We start from the raw sequence: 18,740 nt of genomic DNA on the forward strand, positions 1-18,740 counted from the left end.
AAGAACAGGAGATGAGTAATATGGATCAATGTATAAAATTTTATAATGCCTTAGCTAAATATTATGATGATATTTTTCCAGCACCATTAGGTAAAAAGAAGTTTGCTTTAAAGAATATAGAAAAGGGTGGATTTGTTTTAGATATTGGATGTAGTACTGGAGAAACTACAGAATATATTTCTTCACAAGGATATAGAGCTTTAGGCATAGACTTAGACCAAGAAATGATAAGAATAGCTAAGGATAAGTATAAGGAAAGTGATACTTTGAAGTTTGAAGTTATGGATATGAAAACTATAGCTAAGTCCTTTGGAGAAGAGTTTAATGGTATTGTATGTATAGGGAATGTACTTCCTCACCTAGGAGGAAAAAGTCAAATAAAAGAATTTTTAAAAGGATGCTATGAAGTATTAAAAAAGGATTCACCATTATGTATTCAAACTATTAATTTTGACAAGGTGAAGAGAGAGAATATTAAAGAATTGCCTCTTATTGATGGTCCTAAAGTTAAATTTCAAAGGTTTTATAGTATTAAACCAGATAGTGATATTGTAAAGTTTACGGGAAGAATAACTGATAAAGAAAATAATGAGATTTTAGAAAATACAGTAGATCTATTTATGTTAGAAAATGAAGAGTTATTTGAAATGTTAAAGGAAATTGGATTTGAAAAATCCTGGAGCTACGATGATTTTAATAGAAGTACCTATACAGGAAATGCTCTTCCTTTAATAGTAGAAGCTATTAAGTAGAAAATTATAGTAATGTAAATATATAATTTAATAAATAAAAAAACATACTAGAAGTTAATAAGTTAATATTAGCTTTTAGTATGTTTTCATGTTTTTTCTTCTATTAATATATATTAAGTATTTAAAACATTTGTAAGATTATTATTTAGATTCCCAGTTAAATATGTAAGGAATATTTCTGTATAAGTCACCATAATTTAAGCCATATCCAACTACAAATAAATCAGGAATCTCAAAACAACAATAGTCTGGAGATATTTCTACAGTTCTTCTTTCTGGTTTGTCTAAAAGAGTACAGCATTTTACACTTTTAGCACCTAACTTTTTAACGTGTTCAACCACAAAGTTCATAGTAATACCACTATCTACAATGTCATCTACTACAAGTACATCCATACCTTCAATATTATCAGGTACATCTTGAACTATTTTACAAGTACCACTAGTTTCTTCACCATGACCATAGCTTGATGTAGTCATAAAACCTATAGTTGTAGGTACAGTAATTTCTCTAACTAAGTCAGCAGCAAATATGAAGCTTCCTCTAAGTAGAGATAATACGTAAACAGATTTTCCCTCATAGTCCTTAGAAATTTTTGCTCCAATTTTAACTACAGCCTCATTGATTTCTTCTCTAGAAAAGAGAACATTTCTTTGTTTATCTTCCATGTAATCACACCTCAATTTATATTTACATTAATGTTTTCATAGTATAAAATTAAGGTGAAATTGTCAATAGTATAAAATGTATAAGAATGCAGTGTTTGTTTAATGTAGAAAAATTATTAATAAAGAAAAAATAAAGTTTGGAGATGATTATATGATAAATGGAAATACTGATGGAGTTAAAAACTTCATCTTGAAAAAGTTAGATACTATATATGATATGAGATTTCAAAAATCAGATATATTAACTGAAGAGTTAGCAGAACTTCTAAGAGCGGTTACCCTTGAAATTGAAAGAGAGGTTAGCGTTGCTATAGATAGAAAAGGAAGTGTTGTTAGTGTTGCCATCGGAGACAGCTCAACAGTTGAAGTTCCTATGATTGACACTAGAGAGGGAAGATTATCTCAAGTGAGAGTAATCCATACCCATCCCAATGGAAATCCTAAACTATCCGCATTAGATTTATCTGCACTTCTAAAATTAAAACTAGATTGTATAGTTGCAATTGGTGTATCAGAGGATAAACCTCTAATTTATAATATGGGTTTCTGTGATGTGAAGGATAACATGCTCATAGAAGAAGAAGTTGAAAATTTAACTATCAATAAAGTTTTAAGCTACAAGTTTTTAGATAAGGTTAGATATATTGAAGATGTTTTTAAAGTAGATAACATAGTGGAAGATAATTCAGAAAGAGCAATATTAGTATCTATAGAAGATGAGGAAAGCCTAGCTGAGTTAAAGGAACTTACTAAAGCCTGTGATGTAGAGCCAGTTTTTGAAATACTTCAAAAACGTAATAAAATTGATTCAGCTTATTTTATAGGTAGTGGTAAGGTTGAAGAAATAGCATATTTAAGACAGTCACTAAGAGCCAATGTAGTAATATTTGATGAGGAATTATCAGGATCTCAAGTAAGAAATCTAGAGCAAGCCATAGGAACAAAGGTAATTGATAGAACTACTCTTATCTTAGAGATATTTGCAAGGAGAGCCAGAAGTAAGGAATCTAAAATTCAGGTAGAGTTATCCCAGTTAAAATACAGATTAAGCAGGCTTAGTGGATTAGGAACTATGCTTTCAAGAACAGGAGGAGGTATAGGAACAAAGGGACCAGGAGAGAAAAAGCTAGAGACAGACAAAAGAAAGATCAGAGATACTATCTATGATTTAAATAAAGAATTAGAAAAGATAAAAAGTATAAGAGCAACCCAAAGAGAAAGAAGAAGTAAGGATAATATTTCTAAGATATCATTAGTGGGATATACTAATGCAGGAAAATCTACCCTTAGAAATGCTCTTTGTGAATACTCACCAGTTAAGTCAGCTACGGTAAAAGAAAAAGTTTTTGAAGCTGATATGTTATTTGCAACCTTAGATATTACAACCAGGGCTATGGCTCTTCCAGACAATAGAGTTGCCACAGTAACAGACACTGTAGGCTTTATAAGAAAATTACCTCACGATTTAGTAGAAGCTTTTAAATCAACTTTAGAAGAGGTAGTTTATTCAGACTTATTACTTCACGTAGTAGATGCATTTAGTAATGCAGCAGAAAAGCAAATAACAGTGGTAGAGGAAGTACTTAAGGAATTAGGTGCAGGAGATAAGCCAACTTTATTGGTGCTCAATAAAATTGATAATTCTAATGATGATATTTTAAATTCTTTAAAGGAAACATTTAATAACTACTCTATTTTAGAAGTTTCAGCTAAACATAAAATCAATTTTGAAGAGTTGCTAAATAGATGTACAGAAATACTTCCGTATAAATTAAAAACCTTTAAGGTATTAATACCATATAGCGATTCATCATCAGTTGCATATCTACATAGAAATGCGCTGGTAGAAAGTGAAGAGTACGGTGAAGAAGGTACTATTCTTGTAGTTCAAGGTGATGATGAGGTCTATAATAAAAGTTCAAAATATATTATAGAGTAGTAACTAAAGTATCATTATATTGTTAGGATCGAAGTTAGAGCATTATTCGAAGGGGAGAGTAGGGAGAAAATTTGAGTACAGGATTAGTTAAATATGATTGGAATTTCATTGAAAATTATAGTGATGAAGAAATCAGCTATTTTCTAAGCTTAGAAGGAAAATCTATAGAAGCTATATGTAAAATTAGAAATTTAGATAGAGCCACAGTTCAAAAACATCTTATAAATTGTAAAATAAAATACAGGTTTTTAGTAAAAAGTGAATCGTCATCAGATCTATTTAAATCCTTAATCTTAGCAGCTAAGGAAGAAAGAATTTTGGTTTTGAATAGTTTAGATAGAGTTAATAAAGAAAAGCTAATTCATTTTTTAATTAAAAATTATATGGAGCTAGGACTTAAGGACAAAGAAGCCGCCATATGGATCATGGGTGAACTTAGAAGTAATGTCACCGTAGACATACTTATAAAGGCAACGGTTAATAATCATGTAAATATTAGAAGAATGGCAATTTCAGCTCTTGGAAAAATAGGTGATTCCAGAGCTGAGAGAGCCCTTATTAGAGCTTTGGAGGATAAAAATCCTCAAGTAATAAGTTATGCAGTTAAGTCCTTACAGAAGATAAGCAGTGGAGAAGCCGATGATAAAATTCGAGCTTTATTTAATAGTACTGATAAAGAGTATATTAAAAAGGCTTGTGAGAATTATATTAACCAAAGAGAAAATGAAGAATTAAATTTTCAAGATATAAGTGACGGAGATAAAAATAATGATTAATATTTTATTATCAATATTATGCAGTTCTTTAATAGCTATTGTATTTAAGTTTAGTGAAGGCAGAGAAAGTAATAGATATATGGTAACTAGCATAAATTATCTATCAGGAATGATGGCAAGTATAATAATGATGGGAAGTTTAAATATTTTCCACATAAATTGGTTTTCTATGTTTATGCAGGAATTTAATCAGGTACTTATAAGTGGACAACTTTTCTCTAAAGAAGGAACAGGAGCTTTAGCAATAATTCTAGGTATAATAACAGGTATCTTATATTTTTTAAGTTTTATTCTATATCAAAAATCTGTAGGAAAGAATGGAGTATCTGTATCTGCAACTTTTATGAAGCTAGGAGTATTAATACCTACAATTTTATCTGTTATACTATTAGGAGAGACCATAGAATTATTACCTATATTAGGAATAATCTTGTCTATCATAGCTATAATAGTTATAAATCTAAATAACAAAGAAGAACAAAAGGTTAAAGATACTATGAAAGTAGATTTAATACTTCTTTTTATACTAGCTGGTGGAGGAGATTTTGTAACAAAGCTATTTCAAAACTTTGGTATGGTACAATATAAAAGTTTATATTTATTTTATACTTTCCTAACAGGATTTACTATAAGCTTAATTATGTTAATTATTAAAAATAGAAAAGTAAAGTTAATAGATATGTGTTTTGGTGTCATGGTAGGTATTCCTAATGTATTAATGCCAAGCTTTTTAATAAAGGGCTTAGAAGATGTAAGAGCAGTTATAGCCTTTCCGATGGTAAGTGCAGGAACTATTTTAATCACAAACTTTTGTGGAGTTATATTCTTTAAAGAAAAGTTAGGGAAGAAGGAGATTACTGCTATAGTACTTACCATAATAGCCATAATACTTATGAGCTAACAGTCTTCGAGAAATCTTCATTATGGTTTAGAGTACAGAAATCTATTTTAAATATTATAGAGGGGGCTTAAATATGAGTTATTTTACAGTGAAAGGGAGTGCTACTTCAGAATTTCAAGAAAAGAAATCTACATTTATAGGATACATAAAGAGAGTAAATACTGAAGAAGAAGCAAAGAACTTTGTAAATGAAATAAAGAGTATGCATAAAGAAGCAACCCACAATGTTTATACTTATATAGTGGGAGAAAATAAAGGCATACAAAGATACAGTGATGACGGGGAACCCCAAGGAACAGCAGGTATTCCAGTTTTAGAAGTTATAAAGAAAAATGATTTAACCGATGTAGCGGTGGTAGTTACTCGTTACTTTGGTGGTATTCTTTTAGGGGGAGGCGGACTAATCAGAGCTTACTCTAAAGGAGCCTCTTCAGCCATTGAAGAAGCAGGTATTGTAGAAAAAGTAAAGGGCTTAAAATTAAGATTTACTTTAGAATATGACTTAATAGGTAAAATACAATACATATGTGGTACAAATAATTGGCATATTGAAGATACCATATATACAGATAAAGTGGAGTTATCACTGTTCACAGAGGTAGAAAATAAGGAAACAATAATTGCAGATTTTGTAGAGGCTACTAGTGGAAAAGTAACTATATGTGAAGAGGATGAAGAGTATTTACTTAAAGAAGGATACAGATATTATAGAGCTATTGAAGGATAGCTCTTGAAATTTGAAATTATTAGACATATTATGTTATAATAGGTACATTGATTTTAAAGTTAATAATTATATATATAGTACAGGAGGAAGTTAATATGTCAGGACATTCAAAGTGGCATAATATCCAAGCTAAAAAGGGTAAAGCAGATGCTAAGAGAGGTAAAATATTTACTAAAATAGGTAAGGAAATAGTTGTTGCAGCTAAAAACGGTGGCTCTAATCCAGAGACAAATGCTAAGCTTAGAGACGTTATAGCAAAAGCAAAAGCAGCTAATATGCCTAATGATACAATTACTAGAGCAATTAAAAAAGCTGCAGGAGAGTTAAGTGCAGTAAACTATGAAACTATAATCTATGAAGGATATGGACCAGAAGGAATAGCAGTTATAGTTGAGTGTCTTACTGAGAATAAAAATAGAACAGCAGGAAATGTAAGATACGCCTTCTCTAAACAAGGTGGAAATATGGGAACCGTTGGATGTGTAGGATTCATGTTCCAAAGTAAAGGTGAAATCATCATAGAAAAAACTGATTCAGTAGATGAAGATGAGTTAATGATGATGGCTTTAGATGCAGGTGCTGAGGACTTTGTAGCTGAAGATGAAGTATTTGTAGTAACTACAACTCCAGAAGACTTTGGTACTGTGAGAGAAGCTTTAGAGTCTAATGGAATAGAATTCTTAGAAGCAGATGTTAAAATGATTCCAGACACATACACTGAAATTAATGAAGAAGTTGCGACTAAATTCCAAAAAATGTTAGATGTTTTAGAAGATGATGATGATGTACAAAATGTATATCATAATGCTGAATTCCCAGAAGGATGGGAAGGTTAGTAGTGAGTAACCGTTAGTATTGCTAACTTTGAAATTTATTCATTAATTACTAATAAATAATATGGTTATGACACATAATGATTATGTTTTATGTATAAGGATATATGTTTAAAATTGCAAGTTGCTTTCTATAAATAGGATAGTAAGTGACTTGCAACCTCATAATTTAACTTTAATGTTGCATTATTAATAACAATATACCCTTAATGATACTCTTATTGAATTTCATGTTGCGTTTCATCCATTTTAGGCTTTATTAGTTGTATTATTATTGATTCTAGCATAAACTATAACAAAATATCATAAATGATAATTGAACTAGTTGTCTTTTACATAAAATAACTTCTTATTTTATTAAGTAATTTTAAGGAGGATGTATAGAATGGGGTTAATAGTGACTCTAGTGAAAAAAGCAAAACCTTATGATAAGAATAGTATGGAATCATTGTTAATTAAATTTGATTCTATTACTAATATTTTATCAAGGAAGCTAAGATGTGACTATGCTAAAAATAATTTATTCAATTAGTAAATATCTTTAACTTATCTGAAGGAACATTAGTAAATTACATCAAGAAATCCTTATATTAGGTTATTATAGTCTAGATAAAATTCATATTTAATGAAGTGGAAATGGATAATTAATTTTCAGAATTATCAGATAATTTATAACTGTAAAATAGAATACTTTTATATTATATATTAATTTGTAAGCTTTAAGCATGTAAATAATAAACAAAAAGTGTGTTCTCTTAGCAAAACGTCATTACAGTCTTACTAATAAATAAATATATCAAGTAAGGAGTGTGAAATAAATGATGGAGAATGAAATTCTAAAGGTAGCTTTATCCCAAGGTATTTGGGCTGTACTAAGTATATTTTTATTATTTTATATACTAAAAGCTCAAGAAAAAAGAGATGTGAAGCAAGAAGAAAGAGAAAAAAATTATCAAGATGTAATATCACACCTTACCGATAAATTAAGGATAGTAGATGAAGTGAAAAAAGATGTGGAAGATCTAAAGAAGGATGTAGGGGAGCTAAAAAATTATATGAGAAAAAGTTAATAAGTCAAAAATATAATTAAAGCATTAATTCTTATATAAAATCATAAGAGTCCTATATGAAAATCCTTGAAACCCGCATGGACAGAACAACTAGTTAACTATTTAACTAGCGAAATAGGCATATATTTATATATTTAAAGATTTCCCTATATAAATAGTTATATAGGGAAATTTTTTAATAATACATCTAGTAAATTAGAAATTTCTATAAAGACTTCTCTGCTAATCTTTATTAATAGGTTATTTCGTCCTTCTCAGAATGGTCTTTGCTATTAGCATAGGAGCCTATTTTAACTCCATCGATTATTCCTACGTCAGCTCCATCCTTTGGATACATTTTTCTAAGTTCAGCTTGACTTCTTTTTCTATCCTTAAGACGACTTTTATTATTATCAACCATAAAAACACCTCCTTAAATTATATAAAGGATAACTTACACAATTATTTTGTCCTTAAAGTAAGAAATTATTAAGGAAAGTATAGGATTTGCTTCCTTAGAAAGAGACATTACCATTTTATTAGACGTATATATTAAATGTTTGGACACATAATAATATTGACAATAAAATTATATGGGAGGTATTAAAAATGGCTAAAAATCATAAAAAGCATGAACATACTCCAAGTAATCCTAAGACTGGAAATGTAAAAGATCATATATCTTCAAAGGCAGGAATTAAATCTCCTAAGGAAAAAGAATAATTTAATATGTTTGTTTATGCTATAGAGTGATTCAAATAAGTAAAGGACTATCTCTTTGTTGAGATAATCCTTTATTTAAATAGGAATATAAAAATTTAACTATAAGACTATTTATCTGTGGTGCATTCATTAAATAAATAAGTTAAGTCCAGCATCTTCTGTGGAAGCTAAATACGTTGCAACTCCACCAACCTCAACTTCAGGAATTAATTCTTCATGTTTAATACCCATTAAATCCATGGACATGACACAAGCAATGATTTTAACTCCCATTTTAAGAGCATTAGCAATTAAAGTATCAAGGTCATCTACATTATTTTTAGCCATAATGTTTTTAATCATAGCAGGACCCATACCAGCCATATTCATTTTAGATAATGGAAGCTTTCCAGTGCTACTTGGAAGCATCATATCAAACATTTTTTCCATAGTATCCTTTTTAACAGAAGGCTTATCTTTTCTTTTTAAGATATTAAGTCCCCAGAAAGTAAAGAACATGGTAACTGGTTTTCCCATGGATGCTGCACCAGTAGCTATGATGAAGGAAGCTATAGCTTTATCAAGGTCTCCACTGAAGACTACAAGGGTTGCACCATCCTTCTTAGAAATATCACAGCTAATAGGTGATGGGCTACTTGTTAAATCTTGAGAGGTACCTTTTTTGATTAATGCCACAAAGGTTTTTTCTTTTTTATCAAATTCACCTTTTACAAGAGTATTTCCTGTTTTACTACACCAACTATTGATGTCCTTTTGGAAGCCTGGATCAGAAGCTTTAACTTCTAAGATATCTCCATCCTTCATTTTGCCAATTTCCTCAAAAACTCTTCTAATGGGACCTGGACATTGAAGTCCACAAGCATCAAGACTTACAGTAACTTTACTAGAATCTTCTATATTAGAAGAAGCACTAGTTTCACAAGTACAGTCTTCAGTATTATTATTTAAGTTAGATTGAGTATCTTTATCATTTAAAGAAGATTTAACGGTAGTATAAGTTTTATAACCACCATCTAAGTTCACACAATTAAATCCATATTGAGAAAGTATTCTACAGCCGATATATCCACGAAGACCTACTTGACAATAAACATAGATTGTTTTATCCTTTGGTATCTTATTTAAGTTATTTCTAAGAGTATTTAGAGGAATATTTAAAGCGTTTTCTATATGACCAACTTCAAACTCCATCTCTTCTCTTACATCTAGAATAAATTCATTGTTAGCTATTAAATTATCAACTTCATCCCATTGAACTATAGAAACCAAATTATCCATTATATTAGTTCCTATATATCCAGCCATATTAACAGGGTCTTTTGCAGAAGAATATGGTGGAGCATAGCATAATTCAAGTTCTGGTAAATCCATTATTTTTAGATTTCCTTTTATAGCAGTAGCTATAACATCAATACGCTTTTCTACCCCATCTAAACCTACACCCTGTGCTCCTAATAGTTTTCCGTCCTTTGGATTAAATAAAACTTTAAGAGAGATAGGGAAGGCACCAGGATAGTAACCAGCATGGGAATTTGGATGTAAATGGATTGCCTTATACTCTAAGTTAAGTCTTTTTAAAGTTTTTTCATTATTGCCTGTAGTTGCAACAGTTAGTGAAAATACCTTTGCTACAGAAGAACCTAAAGTACCATTATATTCAGCTTTTTTACCGCAGATATTATCAGCTACAACATGCCCTTGTCTATTAGCTGGCCATGCAAGTGGAATCATAGTTGGATTACCATTTATACAATCAATTACTTCTACAGCATCACCAAGCGCGTAGATGTTTTCATCAGAAGTTTTCATTTCTTTATTTACAACAATTGCTTTTCTATTGTTAACTTCCAGACCAGCATCTATGGCAATCTTACTTTCAGGAGAAACTCCTATTGATAAAACAATCATGTCTGTTACAATTTCTTTACCACTATTTAAAACTACTTTTTTACCACGGTTTTCAAAGGATTTAACTCCATCTTTAAGAATTAAATTAACTCCATTTTGAAGTAGATGTTCGTGAACTATTGCTGCCATTTCGTAATCTAGAGGAGCCATTACTTGATCTGCCATCTCTACAAGAGTTACAGAAACTCCTCTTTCATTAAGGTTTTCAGCCATTTCAAGACCTATAAAGCCACCACCAACAATTACAGCTTCCTTTGGAGAGTTATTATCAACAAAGGCTTTAATCTTATCTGTATCTGGTATATTTCTAAGAGTAAATAAATTGGTTGCTTCTTTAAGTCCAGGAATAGGTGGAGTTATTGGACTAGCACCCGGTGATAAAACTAATACATCATAACTTTCTTCATAAACTTGAGAAGAACTATGATTTTTTACAGTAACTTTTTTAGCATCCTTATCAATTTTAATAACTTCACTAAAGTTTCTTATGTCAATATTAAATCTAGAACTCATGCCTTCTACTGTTTGCACTAGAAGATTATCTCTTTCCTTTATAGTTTCACCTATATAATAAGGAAGTCCGCAATTGGCAAAAGAAATATATTCCCCTTTTTCAAACATAATTATTTCTAAAGATTCATCTAGTCTTTTTAAACGTGCAGCAGTAGAAGCGCCACCAGCAACTCCACCAACGATAATAACTTTTTTACTCATAATAAAATCTCCTTTCAATATTAAACAATACAAATAGTATAAACAATATAACCTTTACAATACTCAGGAACAATTAAATCTTAATATTTATATATCATAATAATACGATTTAAAATATTTATAAAAAAGAAGTCTAAAGAATTTTGACTTCTTAATAGTTAAAATAATACTTCTATTAACCTTTTTATATTCTCATCACTAACACTATATATAATTTCAAGACCATTACGCTGCCAGTCTATAATGCCAAAAGCTTTTAGCTTTCCAAGGTGTTGAGATATAGTTGATTGAGGCATATCTAAGCAGTTTTGCATATTGGTAACATTGCTTCCACCAGTTTCAATGAGACCTTTAACAATGCATAGTCTTACGGGGTGGGCTAATGCCTTTAAAATATTTGCTTTTTCTTCAAAGAGTTTTGGGTTAGTTAAAAATGTGTCATTCTCAGTCATGTTTTATACACCTCCATATCACTATATTCATATAATACGATATAGTTACAAATGTGTCAATGAAAAATAAAAAAATATATATTTAAAACATTAACTTATTTTAATTTTAGATATTGTGTTGTAATATAAAAAATTAAACTCAACTAAACTTCTGTGATAATAAACCTCTCTATGAAGTTTAGTTGAATTAAATATTATAAGAAGAATAGGGCTGCTATGGTAGTAACAATTAAACCCAAAACTACTGGTTTAAAGTTGCGCTTTGCAAGCTCAAAAGGTGATACCTTACATATAGCAGAAACGGGGATAATTGCCCAAGGTATTAATGTGCCTCCGCCTACCCAAATAGCACCTAATTGTCCAAGAGCAGTTAAAGTAGCCACATTTCCACCAGTGGCTGTTCCAAATAAATTTGCAGTGGAACCGGCTAGAGCTATACCTGAAAATCCAGAACCATCTAGTCCAGTGATTGCACCTACAGTAGTTACACCGAAAGCACTTAAAAAATTGTTTAGTGGAACTGCCTTAGAAAGGGCAAATCCCAAGTCGTTTACTATACCTAATGAGCCCGTAGGTAAATAGTTACCTATAATAGCTGTAAATCCATCACCACCTACATAGAAAAAGGCAGCAATTGGAACTACTATTCCAAAAACTTTAAAGCCAAATTGGAGGCCTTCTACCAGATGTCTAGTGATTTTATCAAGAGAAGCCTTTTTATAAGCTTTTATAGATATCAATATGAGTATAATTAAGGTTGTACCACCGATTAGTGCTGTAGCATCTCCACCTTTTAAGTTTAAAGAAACCATCAAAAATACATCAATAGCAAAGAGAAGAGGAATTAATATTGCAAAAAAGGATTTCCATCCTTTGCTTAAAAGAGATTCATCTGTAGACTCAACCTCTTCTGAATATTCAGTGTAGGTGAGATTTTCAAGGGTTCCATTTTTCATATCTTTCTTTAACATGATAAAGGCTGTAACAGTAGTGACAATTCCCATAATAATTATAAGAGGAACACTAGCTTTAACTACTTCAGATACAGGAATACCGGCAGCATCCGCAGTTAACTTTGGAGCAGCTTGAATTACAAAGTCTGTAGATAATGCAATACCATGACCGAAAAGATTCATAGCTATGGCAGCACCTATGGCAGGGAGACCAGATTTAATAGCCACAGGAACTAATACAGCTCCAACTAGTGCAACGGCTGGAGATGGCCAAAAGAAATAAGAAATAATCATCATTATTATACCTATACCCCAAAAGGCTATAAAATCATTTTTCATAAACTTACTAAAGGGTTCTATTATAACTTTACTTATGCCAGTATAGGATAATGCTTTACTTAATCCAGCAATTATAGATATTATAAGTATTGTTGGCAGTAATTCCGTAATTGAGTAGATAAAACTATTAAAAATACTAATTAAAGATGCAGGAATAGATTTAGTGCTAATTAATGCAATTAATACTATTCCAACAATGCAAATAAGGGAACAGTCTAATTTTTTTATCATTGCTATTAAAATTAATATAATAAAAATTAAATATATATAGTGTATTGCGGTTAATTCAATCATTTGTAGCCTCCTACTAACTTATCCTAATTTAATAATAGAATATGCTGACAGGAGAAATTAGTGTTAAAAAAGCAAGATGGAAATTTTAAAAATTCAGATTTCCATTAGTTAGTTCTATGGACTAAAAATATAAGAGTTTTATATTATGAATAAAACTGTTTAAATAGTTTTAAATAATATATAATAATAGTATGATATTTTGGAACAAATTGAAGAATTGAGGAGAAATAATATGAATAATTTTAAATTTAAACATAAGGATCAAGAGTTTATTTTATCAGAAGATAGCCTTTCTTATATTGAAGCTGAGGAAGTACAAGATTTTACCATAGAAAAAGTATTAGAAATTTTAGAAGAAGGTAAAGAAAAAGTAGAATTTGACTATGAATATTATGCTGATAACTGTGAAGCATGTGGAAATAGTGAAGCTATAGATAAAAAACATTATAGATATTTAGAGTATCATTTTTATATTTTTACTAAACAAGGAGAATATATAATTAGTAATATAAGTAATGAGTTTGAAACCACTACTTATTCCCAATTAGAGAGAATGAAAAAAATTGATGAAAGTTATATAGTATCCATTATCATCTGTGAAAGTTGTAAGAATTTTGCCATAGAAGTTGAACAGTGTGATATGTAAATAAATAACTGTGATATGTAATTAAATAATTGTGACATGAATTTAAATATCTGTGGCATGAATTTAAATATATGTGGCATGAATTTAATTATCTGTGTATATTTTTAGGTTAATTCCATATACTCTTTAATGGAAGAAGAGTGGAGATGTATAATTTATAAATTTTTGTAAGCAATAGTGTATAAACATATCAAAGCTGGATACAATTCCTAGTAGGAGGGATTGTATGATTGAAAGATATAAAAAAAATAAAGGATTATATATTTTTATAGCCTCTGTAGGAATAATAGTTTTTTTACTTAGCTATACTGTGAGTATAGCCTTCTTAAGAAGTTCAAAAGATGGAGGAGCTGGAATTTTAGGCGAATCATCTCAAGCAAGCTTTTTAAATATGAATGATATATTAATTTCAGATAAAAGTAATATAGAGTTCATGTTAAACTATAAAAACTCTTTAGGTAAGGTAAAGATTAATGATAAATTAGATAAAACTATAAATGTAGAAAAAGATAATTTGATTGGTCTTAATCAGGAGCAGGCTGAAAAGATATTTTCTAGTTTTGGATACAAGGTAGAAAAATTCACAAAAGAAGATATTATATTTGTAAAGGACATAGAAGGATATTCCTACAAACAAGATTCTTATTTTATAGGAATAAAGGATGAAAATATTGTTATTTATAATAAGGATTCTAATGGAACAATAAAAGTAGTAGAAGAGAAGATATTGAATCCTAAAGATGATAATGGACAGTCGTATTTAAAAATTAACGACATAGAGAACAGAGGTAATCTTTTGAGGACATTCTACGAAGGACATAAAGATTATCAGTTTTCCAATATACAAGAGGCTATGGAATATGCTCAGGCTCTTTGTAGCACATAGTATCAGAAAAGGAGTGTTTCGAAAGGAATTTTGAAGCACTCTTTTTTCATGAGAAATTGTAGAAATGGTATAAATCTAATTTAAAATAAGTTTAAAATAGTTTTTATTGAATTGTTACATTGTAGATGGTAAAGTATAATGTAGTTACGATTGTAAGGTAATATAATTAATTAGTGAAGTTTAATATTAATACATATAGGTATATAATAGATTATAGGTCTAAATTTGCAGATGATGACTATATAGTAATGAAGAATTAACAAATGTTAAATAAAAAAGATAGGTGACAAAGCATGTATGAATATATAAAAGGAATTTTTAAGTCTATAGAAAAGGAATATATAGTTATAGAATGTGGTAATATTGGATATAAAATTTTCACATCAGGTAGTACAATTTCTAATATGCCAGCTATAGATCAACAAATAAAGATTTATACTCATCAAATTGTAAGAGAAGATTTCATTGGGCTTTATGGTTTTTTAACTAAAGATGAAATATCCATGTTTAATCTTCTTATTTCCATTAATGGTGTAGGACCTAAGGCGGCACTATCACTTATGTCTATTGCCAATGTTTCTACATTAAAGTATGCTATAATTACCGATGATGATAAATTAATAACTAAGGCACCGGGCATTGGTAAGAAAACTGCTCAAAGGATCATATTAGAACTTAAGGATAAGATAACCGTAGGAGGCGCCATGCCAAAGGGAACTACTATTAGTGATATTGACATAGATAATGGAAAACTATCAGAAGCAGTGGGGGCACTTATAGCTCTTGGATACTCGGATAAAGAGGCAGAAAAAGCAATAGAAAAAGCTAATAGAAGTAATAGTGTTGAAGATATTATAAAGGAATGTTTGAAAATTTTAATGGGATAATAACCTTATTAATGGTTTTTAGTTAAGGAGGGGGATTATGGAAGATAGAGTTATTACATCTAATATTATTGAGGAAGATATAGAAGTAGAATATTCCTTAAGACCTCAGCGACTTAAGGAATATATAGGACAAGAAAAAGTTAAAAATAAGTTAGATATATTTTTAAAAGCTGCAAAGATGAGAAAAGAACCCTTAGACCATTTATTATTATATGGACCACCAGGCCTTGGTAAAACTACATTAGCTAACATAGTAGCAAAGGAAATGGGTGGAAATTTAAAAATTACATCTGGTCCTGCTATAGAGAGAGCAGGGGATTTAGCAGCATTGTTAACTAATCTAAATACTAATGATGTATTATTCATAGATGAAATTCATAGATTGAATAGGTCTGTAGAAGAAATTTTATATCCAGCCATGGAAGATTTTGCTCTAGATATTGTTATTGGTAAGGGGGCATCAGCAAAATCTATAAGACTAGATTTACCTAAATTTACCCTCATAGGAGCAACTACAAGGGTAGGACTTTTGACTGCACCTTTAAGAGATAGATTTGGAGTACTATGTTCAATGGAATATTATAATGATGACGAGCTTAAAGAAATTGTTTTAAGGTCTTCTGAAATATTAGGAGTTGAAATTGATAGGGAAGGTGCCTTTAGTCTGGGAATGAGATCTAGAGGGACGCCAAGGATAGCTAATAGGTTACTAAAAAGAGTTAGAGATTACTCTATGGTTAAAGGTATAAATGTAATTGATAGTAACATGGTGGAGCAAGCAGCTGAACTTTTAGAAGTGGATAGAGAAGGCTTTGATAGATTAGATAATAAGATATTAGAAGCCATAGTAGATAACTTTAATGGGGGACCTGTTGGAGTTGAGACACTAGCTTATTTTATAGGTGAAGAAGTCAGTACCATTGAGGATGTATATGAACCATACCTGATACAAAAGGGGTTTATTGTAAGAACTCCAAGAGGTAGAATGGGGGCAAAGAAAGCCTATGAACATTTAGGAAGGATTATTCCAGATCATATATTATAGAAATAAACATATAGATAGAATAGGGAAGTGTATAGACTTTGAAAGTAAAGGATTTTTATTTTGATTTACCAAAGGAATTAATAGCCCAGCATCCTTTAGAAAAAAGAGATGAATCAAGGCTTATGGTTCTAAATAAAAAAAGTGGTGAAGTAGAACATAAAGTGTTTAAAGATATTATAGAGTATTTAAATCCAGGAGATTGTCTTGTATTAAATGATACAAGAGTTATGCCGGCTAGACTTTATGGAGCTAAGGAAGGCTCCGGTGGTAAAATGGAGTTTTTGCTTTTAAATAGGCATGAAGATGATATATGGGAAACCTTAGTTAAGCCTGGCAAAAGAGGAAAAGTTGGAGCTAAATTTGTATTTGGAAATGGAGAACTAAAAGCCGAGGTAGTAGAAGTTTTAGACAATGGAAATAGAAAAGTAAAGTTTTACTATGATGGTATATTTGAAGAAGTATTAGATAGACTTGGTGAAATGCCATTGCCTCCATATATAGAAGAAAAACTGGAAGATAGAGAAAGATATCAAACGGTTTACTCAAGGGAAGTAGGTTCTGCAGCAGCCCCTACAGCTGGACTACACTTTACAGATGAGCTACTACAAGCTATCAAAAAAAAGGGGATTAATATAGCTTTTGTAACGTTACATGTGGGACTTGGAACCTTTAGACCAGTAAAAGCTGAAGATATTCAAGATCATGAAATGCATTCTGAGTATTATATTTTAGATAAGGAAAATGCTGAAATAATAAATAATGCTAAAAGAAGTGGGAAAAGAGTTATAGCTGTAGGAACCACATCAAATAGAACCCTTGAAAGTATAGCTAATGAAAAAGGTCAAGTTAAAGAACAATCAGGATATACTAGTATATTCATATATCCAGGGTATAAATTTAAAATAGTAGATGCCATAATAACTAATTTTCATTTACCAGAATCTACTTTAATAATGCTTATAAGTGCTTTTTCAACTAGGGAAATAGTGATGAATGCTTATAAAATTGCAGTAGAAAACAAATATAGATTCTTTAGTTTTGGTGATGCTATGTTTATCCATGAATAGGAAGGACGATGAATAGGTGTATAAATTACTTAAAAAGAGTGGAAAAGTTAGACGTGGGGAATTTGTTACTCCTCATGGTACAATACAGACCCCTGTGTTCATGAATGTTGGAACTTTGGCTGCAATAAAAGGAGCAGTATCATCCATGGATTTAAAAGAAATCGGGTGTCAGGTAGAATTGTCAAATACATATCATCTTCATTTAAGACCAGGAGATGAAGTGGTTAAAAAAATGGGAGGACTTCATGAATTTATGAATTGGGATAGACCTATTCTTACAGATTCAGGTGGGTTTCAAGTGTTCTCATTAGCAAGCATGAGAAAAATTAAAGAAGAGGGTGTATACTTTAGCTCTCATATTGATGGAAGAAAAATATTTATGGGACCTGAAGAAAGCATGCAAATTCAAAGTAACCTAGCTTCAACTATTGCTATGGCCTTTGATGAGTGTATTCCCAATCCATCTTCAAGAGAATATGTAGAAAAATCTGTAGCAAGAACTACTAGATGGCTTGAAAGATGTAAAGTAGAGATGGATAGATTAAATGCAGATCCTAATACAATAAATACAAAGCAAATGTTATTTGGTATAAATCAAGGTGGAGTTTACGAGGATATTAGAATAGAACATGCTAAGACCATTAGAAAACTAGACCTGGATGGATATGCAATTGGAGGATTGGCGGTTGGTGAAAGTCATGAGGACATGTATAGAGTTATTGATGCTGTGGTTCCATATCTTCCAGAGGATAAACCAATTTATCTTATGGGAGTTGGTACTCCAGAAAATATATTAGAGGCAGTTTCAAGAGGTGTAGATTTCTTTGATTGTGTATTACCAGCTAGAAATGGAAGGCATGGACATGTGTTTACTAAGTATGGTAAAATAAACATCATGAATGCTAAATATGAATTAGATAAAAAACCTATAGATGAAGGATGTGATTGTCCTACTTGTAGGCATTATACAAGAGGATACATAAGGCACTTATTTAAAGCCAAGGAAATGTTGGCAATGAGACTTTGTGTGCTTCATAACTTATATTTCTATAATAAATTAATGGAAGATATAAGAAATGCAATTGATGGAGATTACTTTGAAGAATTTAAAAATCAAAGACTTTCAGAGTGGGGAAAAAAATAATTAGGTATCTATTTTTAAAATATATACATAACTAGT

19 protein-coding genes are annotated in these 18,740 nt (G+C 30.5%); 14 read left to right on the forward strand and 5 right to left on the reverse strand.

Going from position 1 to position 18,740, the window contains the following annotated elements:
- Positions 1-20: 20 nt before the first annotated feature.
- Complete coding sequence (locus tag B2694_RS14115) at positions 21-752, forward strand: class I SAM-dependent methyltransferase (protein WP_346886288.1); 732 nt, start codon at positions 21-23, stop codon at positions 750-752.
- Positions 753-893: 141 nt separating this feature from the next.
- On the opposite strand, the gene hpt is transcribed toward B2694_RS14115, so the two are convergent.
- The gene (gene hpt / locus B2694_RS14120; RefSeq protein WP_035134426.1) at positions 894-1,421 is read right to left on the reverse strand and encodes a hypoxanthine phosphoribosyltransferase; all 528 of its coding nucleotides are present in this window, start codon (positions 1,419-1,421) and stop codon (positions 894-896) included.
- A gap of 151 nt (positions 1,422-1,572) precedes the next feature.
- On the opposite strand from hpt, the gene hflX reads away from it, so the two are divergent.
- The 7 genes from hflX to B2694_RS14155 all read left to right on the forward strand — a co-directional run bounded on the left by hflX (position 1,573) and on the right by B2694_RS14155 (position 7,667).
- Positions 1,573-3,360 (forward strand): GTPase HflX, encoded by a 1,788-nt coding sequence (hflX, locus tag B2694_RS14125; protein WP_346886289.1) that lies wholly within the window; start codon positions 1,573-1,575, stop codon positions 3,358-3,360.
- Positions 3,361-3,431: 71 nt separating this feature from the next.
- Entirely contained in the window at positions 3,432-4,136 is a 705-nt protein-coding gene (locus tag B2694_RS14130; protein WP_346886290.1) for a HEAT repeat domain-containing protein, read from the forward strand.
- Positions 4,129-5,037 carry an EamA family transporter gene (locus B2694_RS14135; RefSeq protein ID WP_346886291.1) on the forward strand — a complete coding sequence of 303 codons (909 nt, stop codon included), beginning with the start codon at positions 4,129-4,131 and terminating at the stop codon, positions 5,035-5,037. The genes B2694_RS14130 and B2694_RS14135 overlap by 8 nt, the downstream gene beginning before the upstream one ends.
- A 73-nt stretch (positions 5,038-5,110) precedes the next feature.
- Positions 5,111-5,764: a YigZ family protein gene (locus B2694_RS14140; protein WP_346886292.1), complete on the forward strand. Its 654-nt coding sequence runs from the start codon at positions 5,111-5,113 to the stop codon at positions 5,762-5,764.
- Positions 5,765-5,859: 95 nt separating this feature from the next.
- Entirely contained in the window at positions 5,860-6,600 is a 741-nt protein-coding gene (locus B2694_RS14145) for a YebC/PmpR family DNA-binding transcriptional regulator (RefSeq protein WP_035134436.1), read from the forward strand.
- A gap of 382 nt (positions 6,601-6,982) precedes the next feature.
- Entirely contained in the window at positions 6,983-7,129 is a 147-nt protein-coding gene (locus B2694_RS14150) for a hypothetical protein (protein ID WP_346886293.1), read from the forward strand.
- Between the two features lie 289 nt (positions 7,130-7,418).
- Positions 7,419-7,667, forward strand: coding sequence for a BhlA/UviB family holin-like peptide (locus tag B2694_RS14155; protein WP_346886409.1), 249 nt, complete (start codon positions 7,419-7,421; stop codon positions 7,665-7,667).
- Positions 7,668-7,899: 232 nt separating this feature from the next.
- Here the strand turns inward: B2694_RS14155 and B2694_RS14160 are convergent, their stop codons facing one another.
- From B2694_RS14160 to B2694_RS14175, 4 genes are all read right to left on the reverse strand, one after another.
- Entirely contained in the window at positions 7,900-8,067 is a 168-nt protein-coding gene (locus B2694_RS14160) for a hypothetical protein (RefSeq protein ID WP_167402853.1), read from the reverse strand.
- A 431-nt stretch (positions 8,068-8,498) separates the two neighbouring features.
- The gene (locus B2694_RS14165) at positions 8,499-10,991 is read right to left on the reverse strand and encodes a CoA-disulfide reductase (RefSeq protein WP_346886294.1); all 2,493 of its coding nucleotides are present in this window, start codon (positions 10,989-10,991) and stop codon (positions 8,499-8,501) included.
- Between the two features lie 158 nt (positions 10,992-11,149).
- Positions 11,150-11,443, reverse strand: a complete 294-nt coding sequence (locus tag B2694_RS14170) for a metalloregulator ArsR/SmtB family transcription factor (RefSeq protein ID WP_346886295.1) — start codon at positions 11,441-11,443, stop codon at positions 11,150-11,152.
- Between the two features lie 194 nt (positions 11,444-11,637).
- A complete protein-coding gene (locus B2694_RS14175; RefSeq protein ID WP_346886296.1) occupies positions 11,638-13,029 on the reverse strand; it encodes a hypothetical protein in 1,392 nt (463 codons plus the stop codon).
- 232 nt (positions 13,030-13,261) lie between these two features.
- Here B2694_RS14175 and B2694_RS14180 point away from each other — a divergent pair, with 232 nt between their 5' ends.
- The 6 genes from B2694_RS14180 (at position 13,262) to tgt (ending at position 18,704) form a co-directional block, all read left to right on the forward strand.
- Positions 13,262-13,675 (forward strand): DUF3785 family protein, encoded by a 414-nt coding sequence (locus B2694_RS14180; protein WP_346886297.1) that lies wholly within the window; start codon positions 13,262-13,264, stop codon positions 13,673-13,675.
- A 226-nt stretch (positions 13,676-13,901) separates the two neighbouring features.
- A complete protein-coding gene (locus tag B2694_RS14185; protein WP_346886298.1) occupies positions 13,902-14,561 on the forward strand; it encodes a hypothetical protein in 660 nt (219 codons plus the stop codon).
- A gap of 293 nt (positions 14,562-14,854) precedes the next feature.
- Positions 14,855-15,448, forward strand: a complete 594-nt coding sequence (gene ruvA / locus B2694_RS14190) for a Holliday junction branch migration protein RuvA (protein ID WP_346886299.1) — start codon at positions 14,855-14,857, stop codon at positions 15,446-15,448.
- Positions 15,449-15,485: 37 nt separating this feature from the next.
- The gene (gene ruvB, locus B2694_RS14195; RefSeq protein WP_346886300.1) at positions 15,486-16,493 is read left to right on the forward strand and encodes a Holliday junction branch migration DNA helicase RuvB; all 1,008 of its coding nucleotides are present in this window, start codon (positions 15,486-15,488) and stop codon (positions 16,491-16,493) included.
- A gap of 38 nt (positions 16,494-16,531) precedes the next feature.
- Positions 16,532-17,560 carry a tRNA preQ1(34) S-adenosylmethionine ribosyltransferase-isomerase QueA gene (gene queA, locus B2694_RS14200; RefSeq protein WP_346886301.1) on the forward strand — a complete coding sequence of 343 codons (1,029 nt, stop codon included), beginning with the start codon at positions 16,532-16,534 and terminating at the stop codon, positions 17,558-17,560.
- A 16-nt stretch (positions 17,561-17,576) separates the two neighbouring features.
- Complete coding sequence (gene tgt / locus B2694_RS14205; RefSeq protein ID WP_346886302.1) at positions 17,577-18,704, forward strand: tRNA guanosine(34) transglycosylase Tgt; 1,128 nt, start codon at positions 17,577-17,579, stop codon at positions 18,702-18,704.
- Positions 18,705-18,740: the final 36 nt, after the last annotated feature.

Origin of the sequence: Clostridium sp. UBA4395 (assembly GCF_002390995.1) — a bacterium.
GTDB lineage: Bacteria > Bacillota > Clostridia > Clostridiales > Clostridiaceae > Clostridium_J > Clostridium_J sulfidigenes.

What these genes read in the sequence shown, in the direction of transcription:
- B2694_RS14180 (WP_346886297.1), top strand. Translation starts at nt 13,262, where the DNA reads ATGAATAATTTTAAATTTAAACATAAGGATCAAGAGTTTATTTTATCA.
- ruvB (WP_346886300.1), top strand. Translation starts at nt 15,486, where the DNA reads ATGGAAGATAGAGTTATTACATCTAATATTATTGAGGAAGATATAGAA.
- hpt (WP_035134426.1), bottom strand. Translation starts at nt 1,421, where the DNA reads ATGGAAGATAAACAAAGAAATGTTCTCTTTTCTAGAGAAGAAATCAAT.
- B2694_RS14175 (WP_346886296.1), bottom strand. Translation starts at nt 13,029, where the DNA reads ATGATTGAATTAACCGCAATACACTATATATATTTAATTTTTATTATA.
- B2694_RS14145 (WP_035134436.1), top strand. Translation starts at nt 5,860, where the DNA reads ATGTCAGGACATTCAAAGTGGCATAATATCCAAGCTAAAAAGGGTAAA.
- B2694_RS14135 (WP_346886291.1), top strand. Translation starts at nt 4,129, where the DNA reads ATGATTAATATTTTATTATCAATATTATGCAGTTCTTTAATAGCTATT.
- ruvA (WP_346886299.1), top strand. Translation starts at nt 14,855, where the DNA reads ATGTATGAATATATAAAAGGAATTTTTAAGTCTATAGAAAAGGAATAT.
- B2694_RS14165 (WP_346886294.1), bottom strand. Translation starts at nt 10,991, where the DNA reads ATGAGTAAAAAAGTTATTATCGTTGGTGGAGTTGCTGGTGGCGCTTCT.
- hflX (WP_346886289.1), top strand. Translation starts at nt 1,573, where the DNA reads ATGATAAATGGAAATACTGATGGAGTTAAAAACTTCATCTTGAAAAAG.
- B2694_RS14155 (WP_346886409.1), top strand. Translation starts at nt 7,419, where the DNA reads ATGGAGAATGAAATTCTAAAGGTAGCTTTATCCCAAGGTATTTGGGCT.
- B2694_RS14140 (WP_346886292.1), top strand. Translation starts at nt 5,111, where the DNA reads ATGAGTTATTTTACAGTGAAAGGGAGTGCTACTTCAGAATTTCAAGAA.
- B2694_RS14170 (WP_346886295.1), bottom strand. Translation starts at nt 11,443, where the DNA reads ATGACTGAGAATGACACATTTTTAACTAACCCAAAACTCTTTGAAGAA.
- B2694_RS14150 (WP_346886293.1), top strand. Translation starts at nt 6,983, where the DNA reads ATGGGGTTAATAGTGACTCTAGTGAAAAAAGCAAAACCTTATGATAAG.
- B2694_RS14115 (WP_346886288.1), top strand. Translation starts at nt 21, where the DNA reads ATGGATCAATGTATAAAATTTTATAATGCCTTAGCTAAATATTATGAT.
- B2694_RS14185 (WP_346886298.1), top strand. Translation starts at nt 13,902, where the DNA reads ATGATTGAAAGATATAAAAAAAATAAAGGATTATATATTTTTATAGCC.
- B2694_RS14160 (WP_167402853.1), bottom strand. Translation starts at nt 8,067, where the DNA reads ATGGTTGATAATAATAAAAGTCGTCTTAAGGATAGAAAAAGAAGTCAA.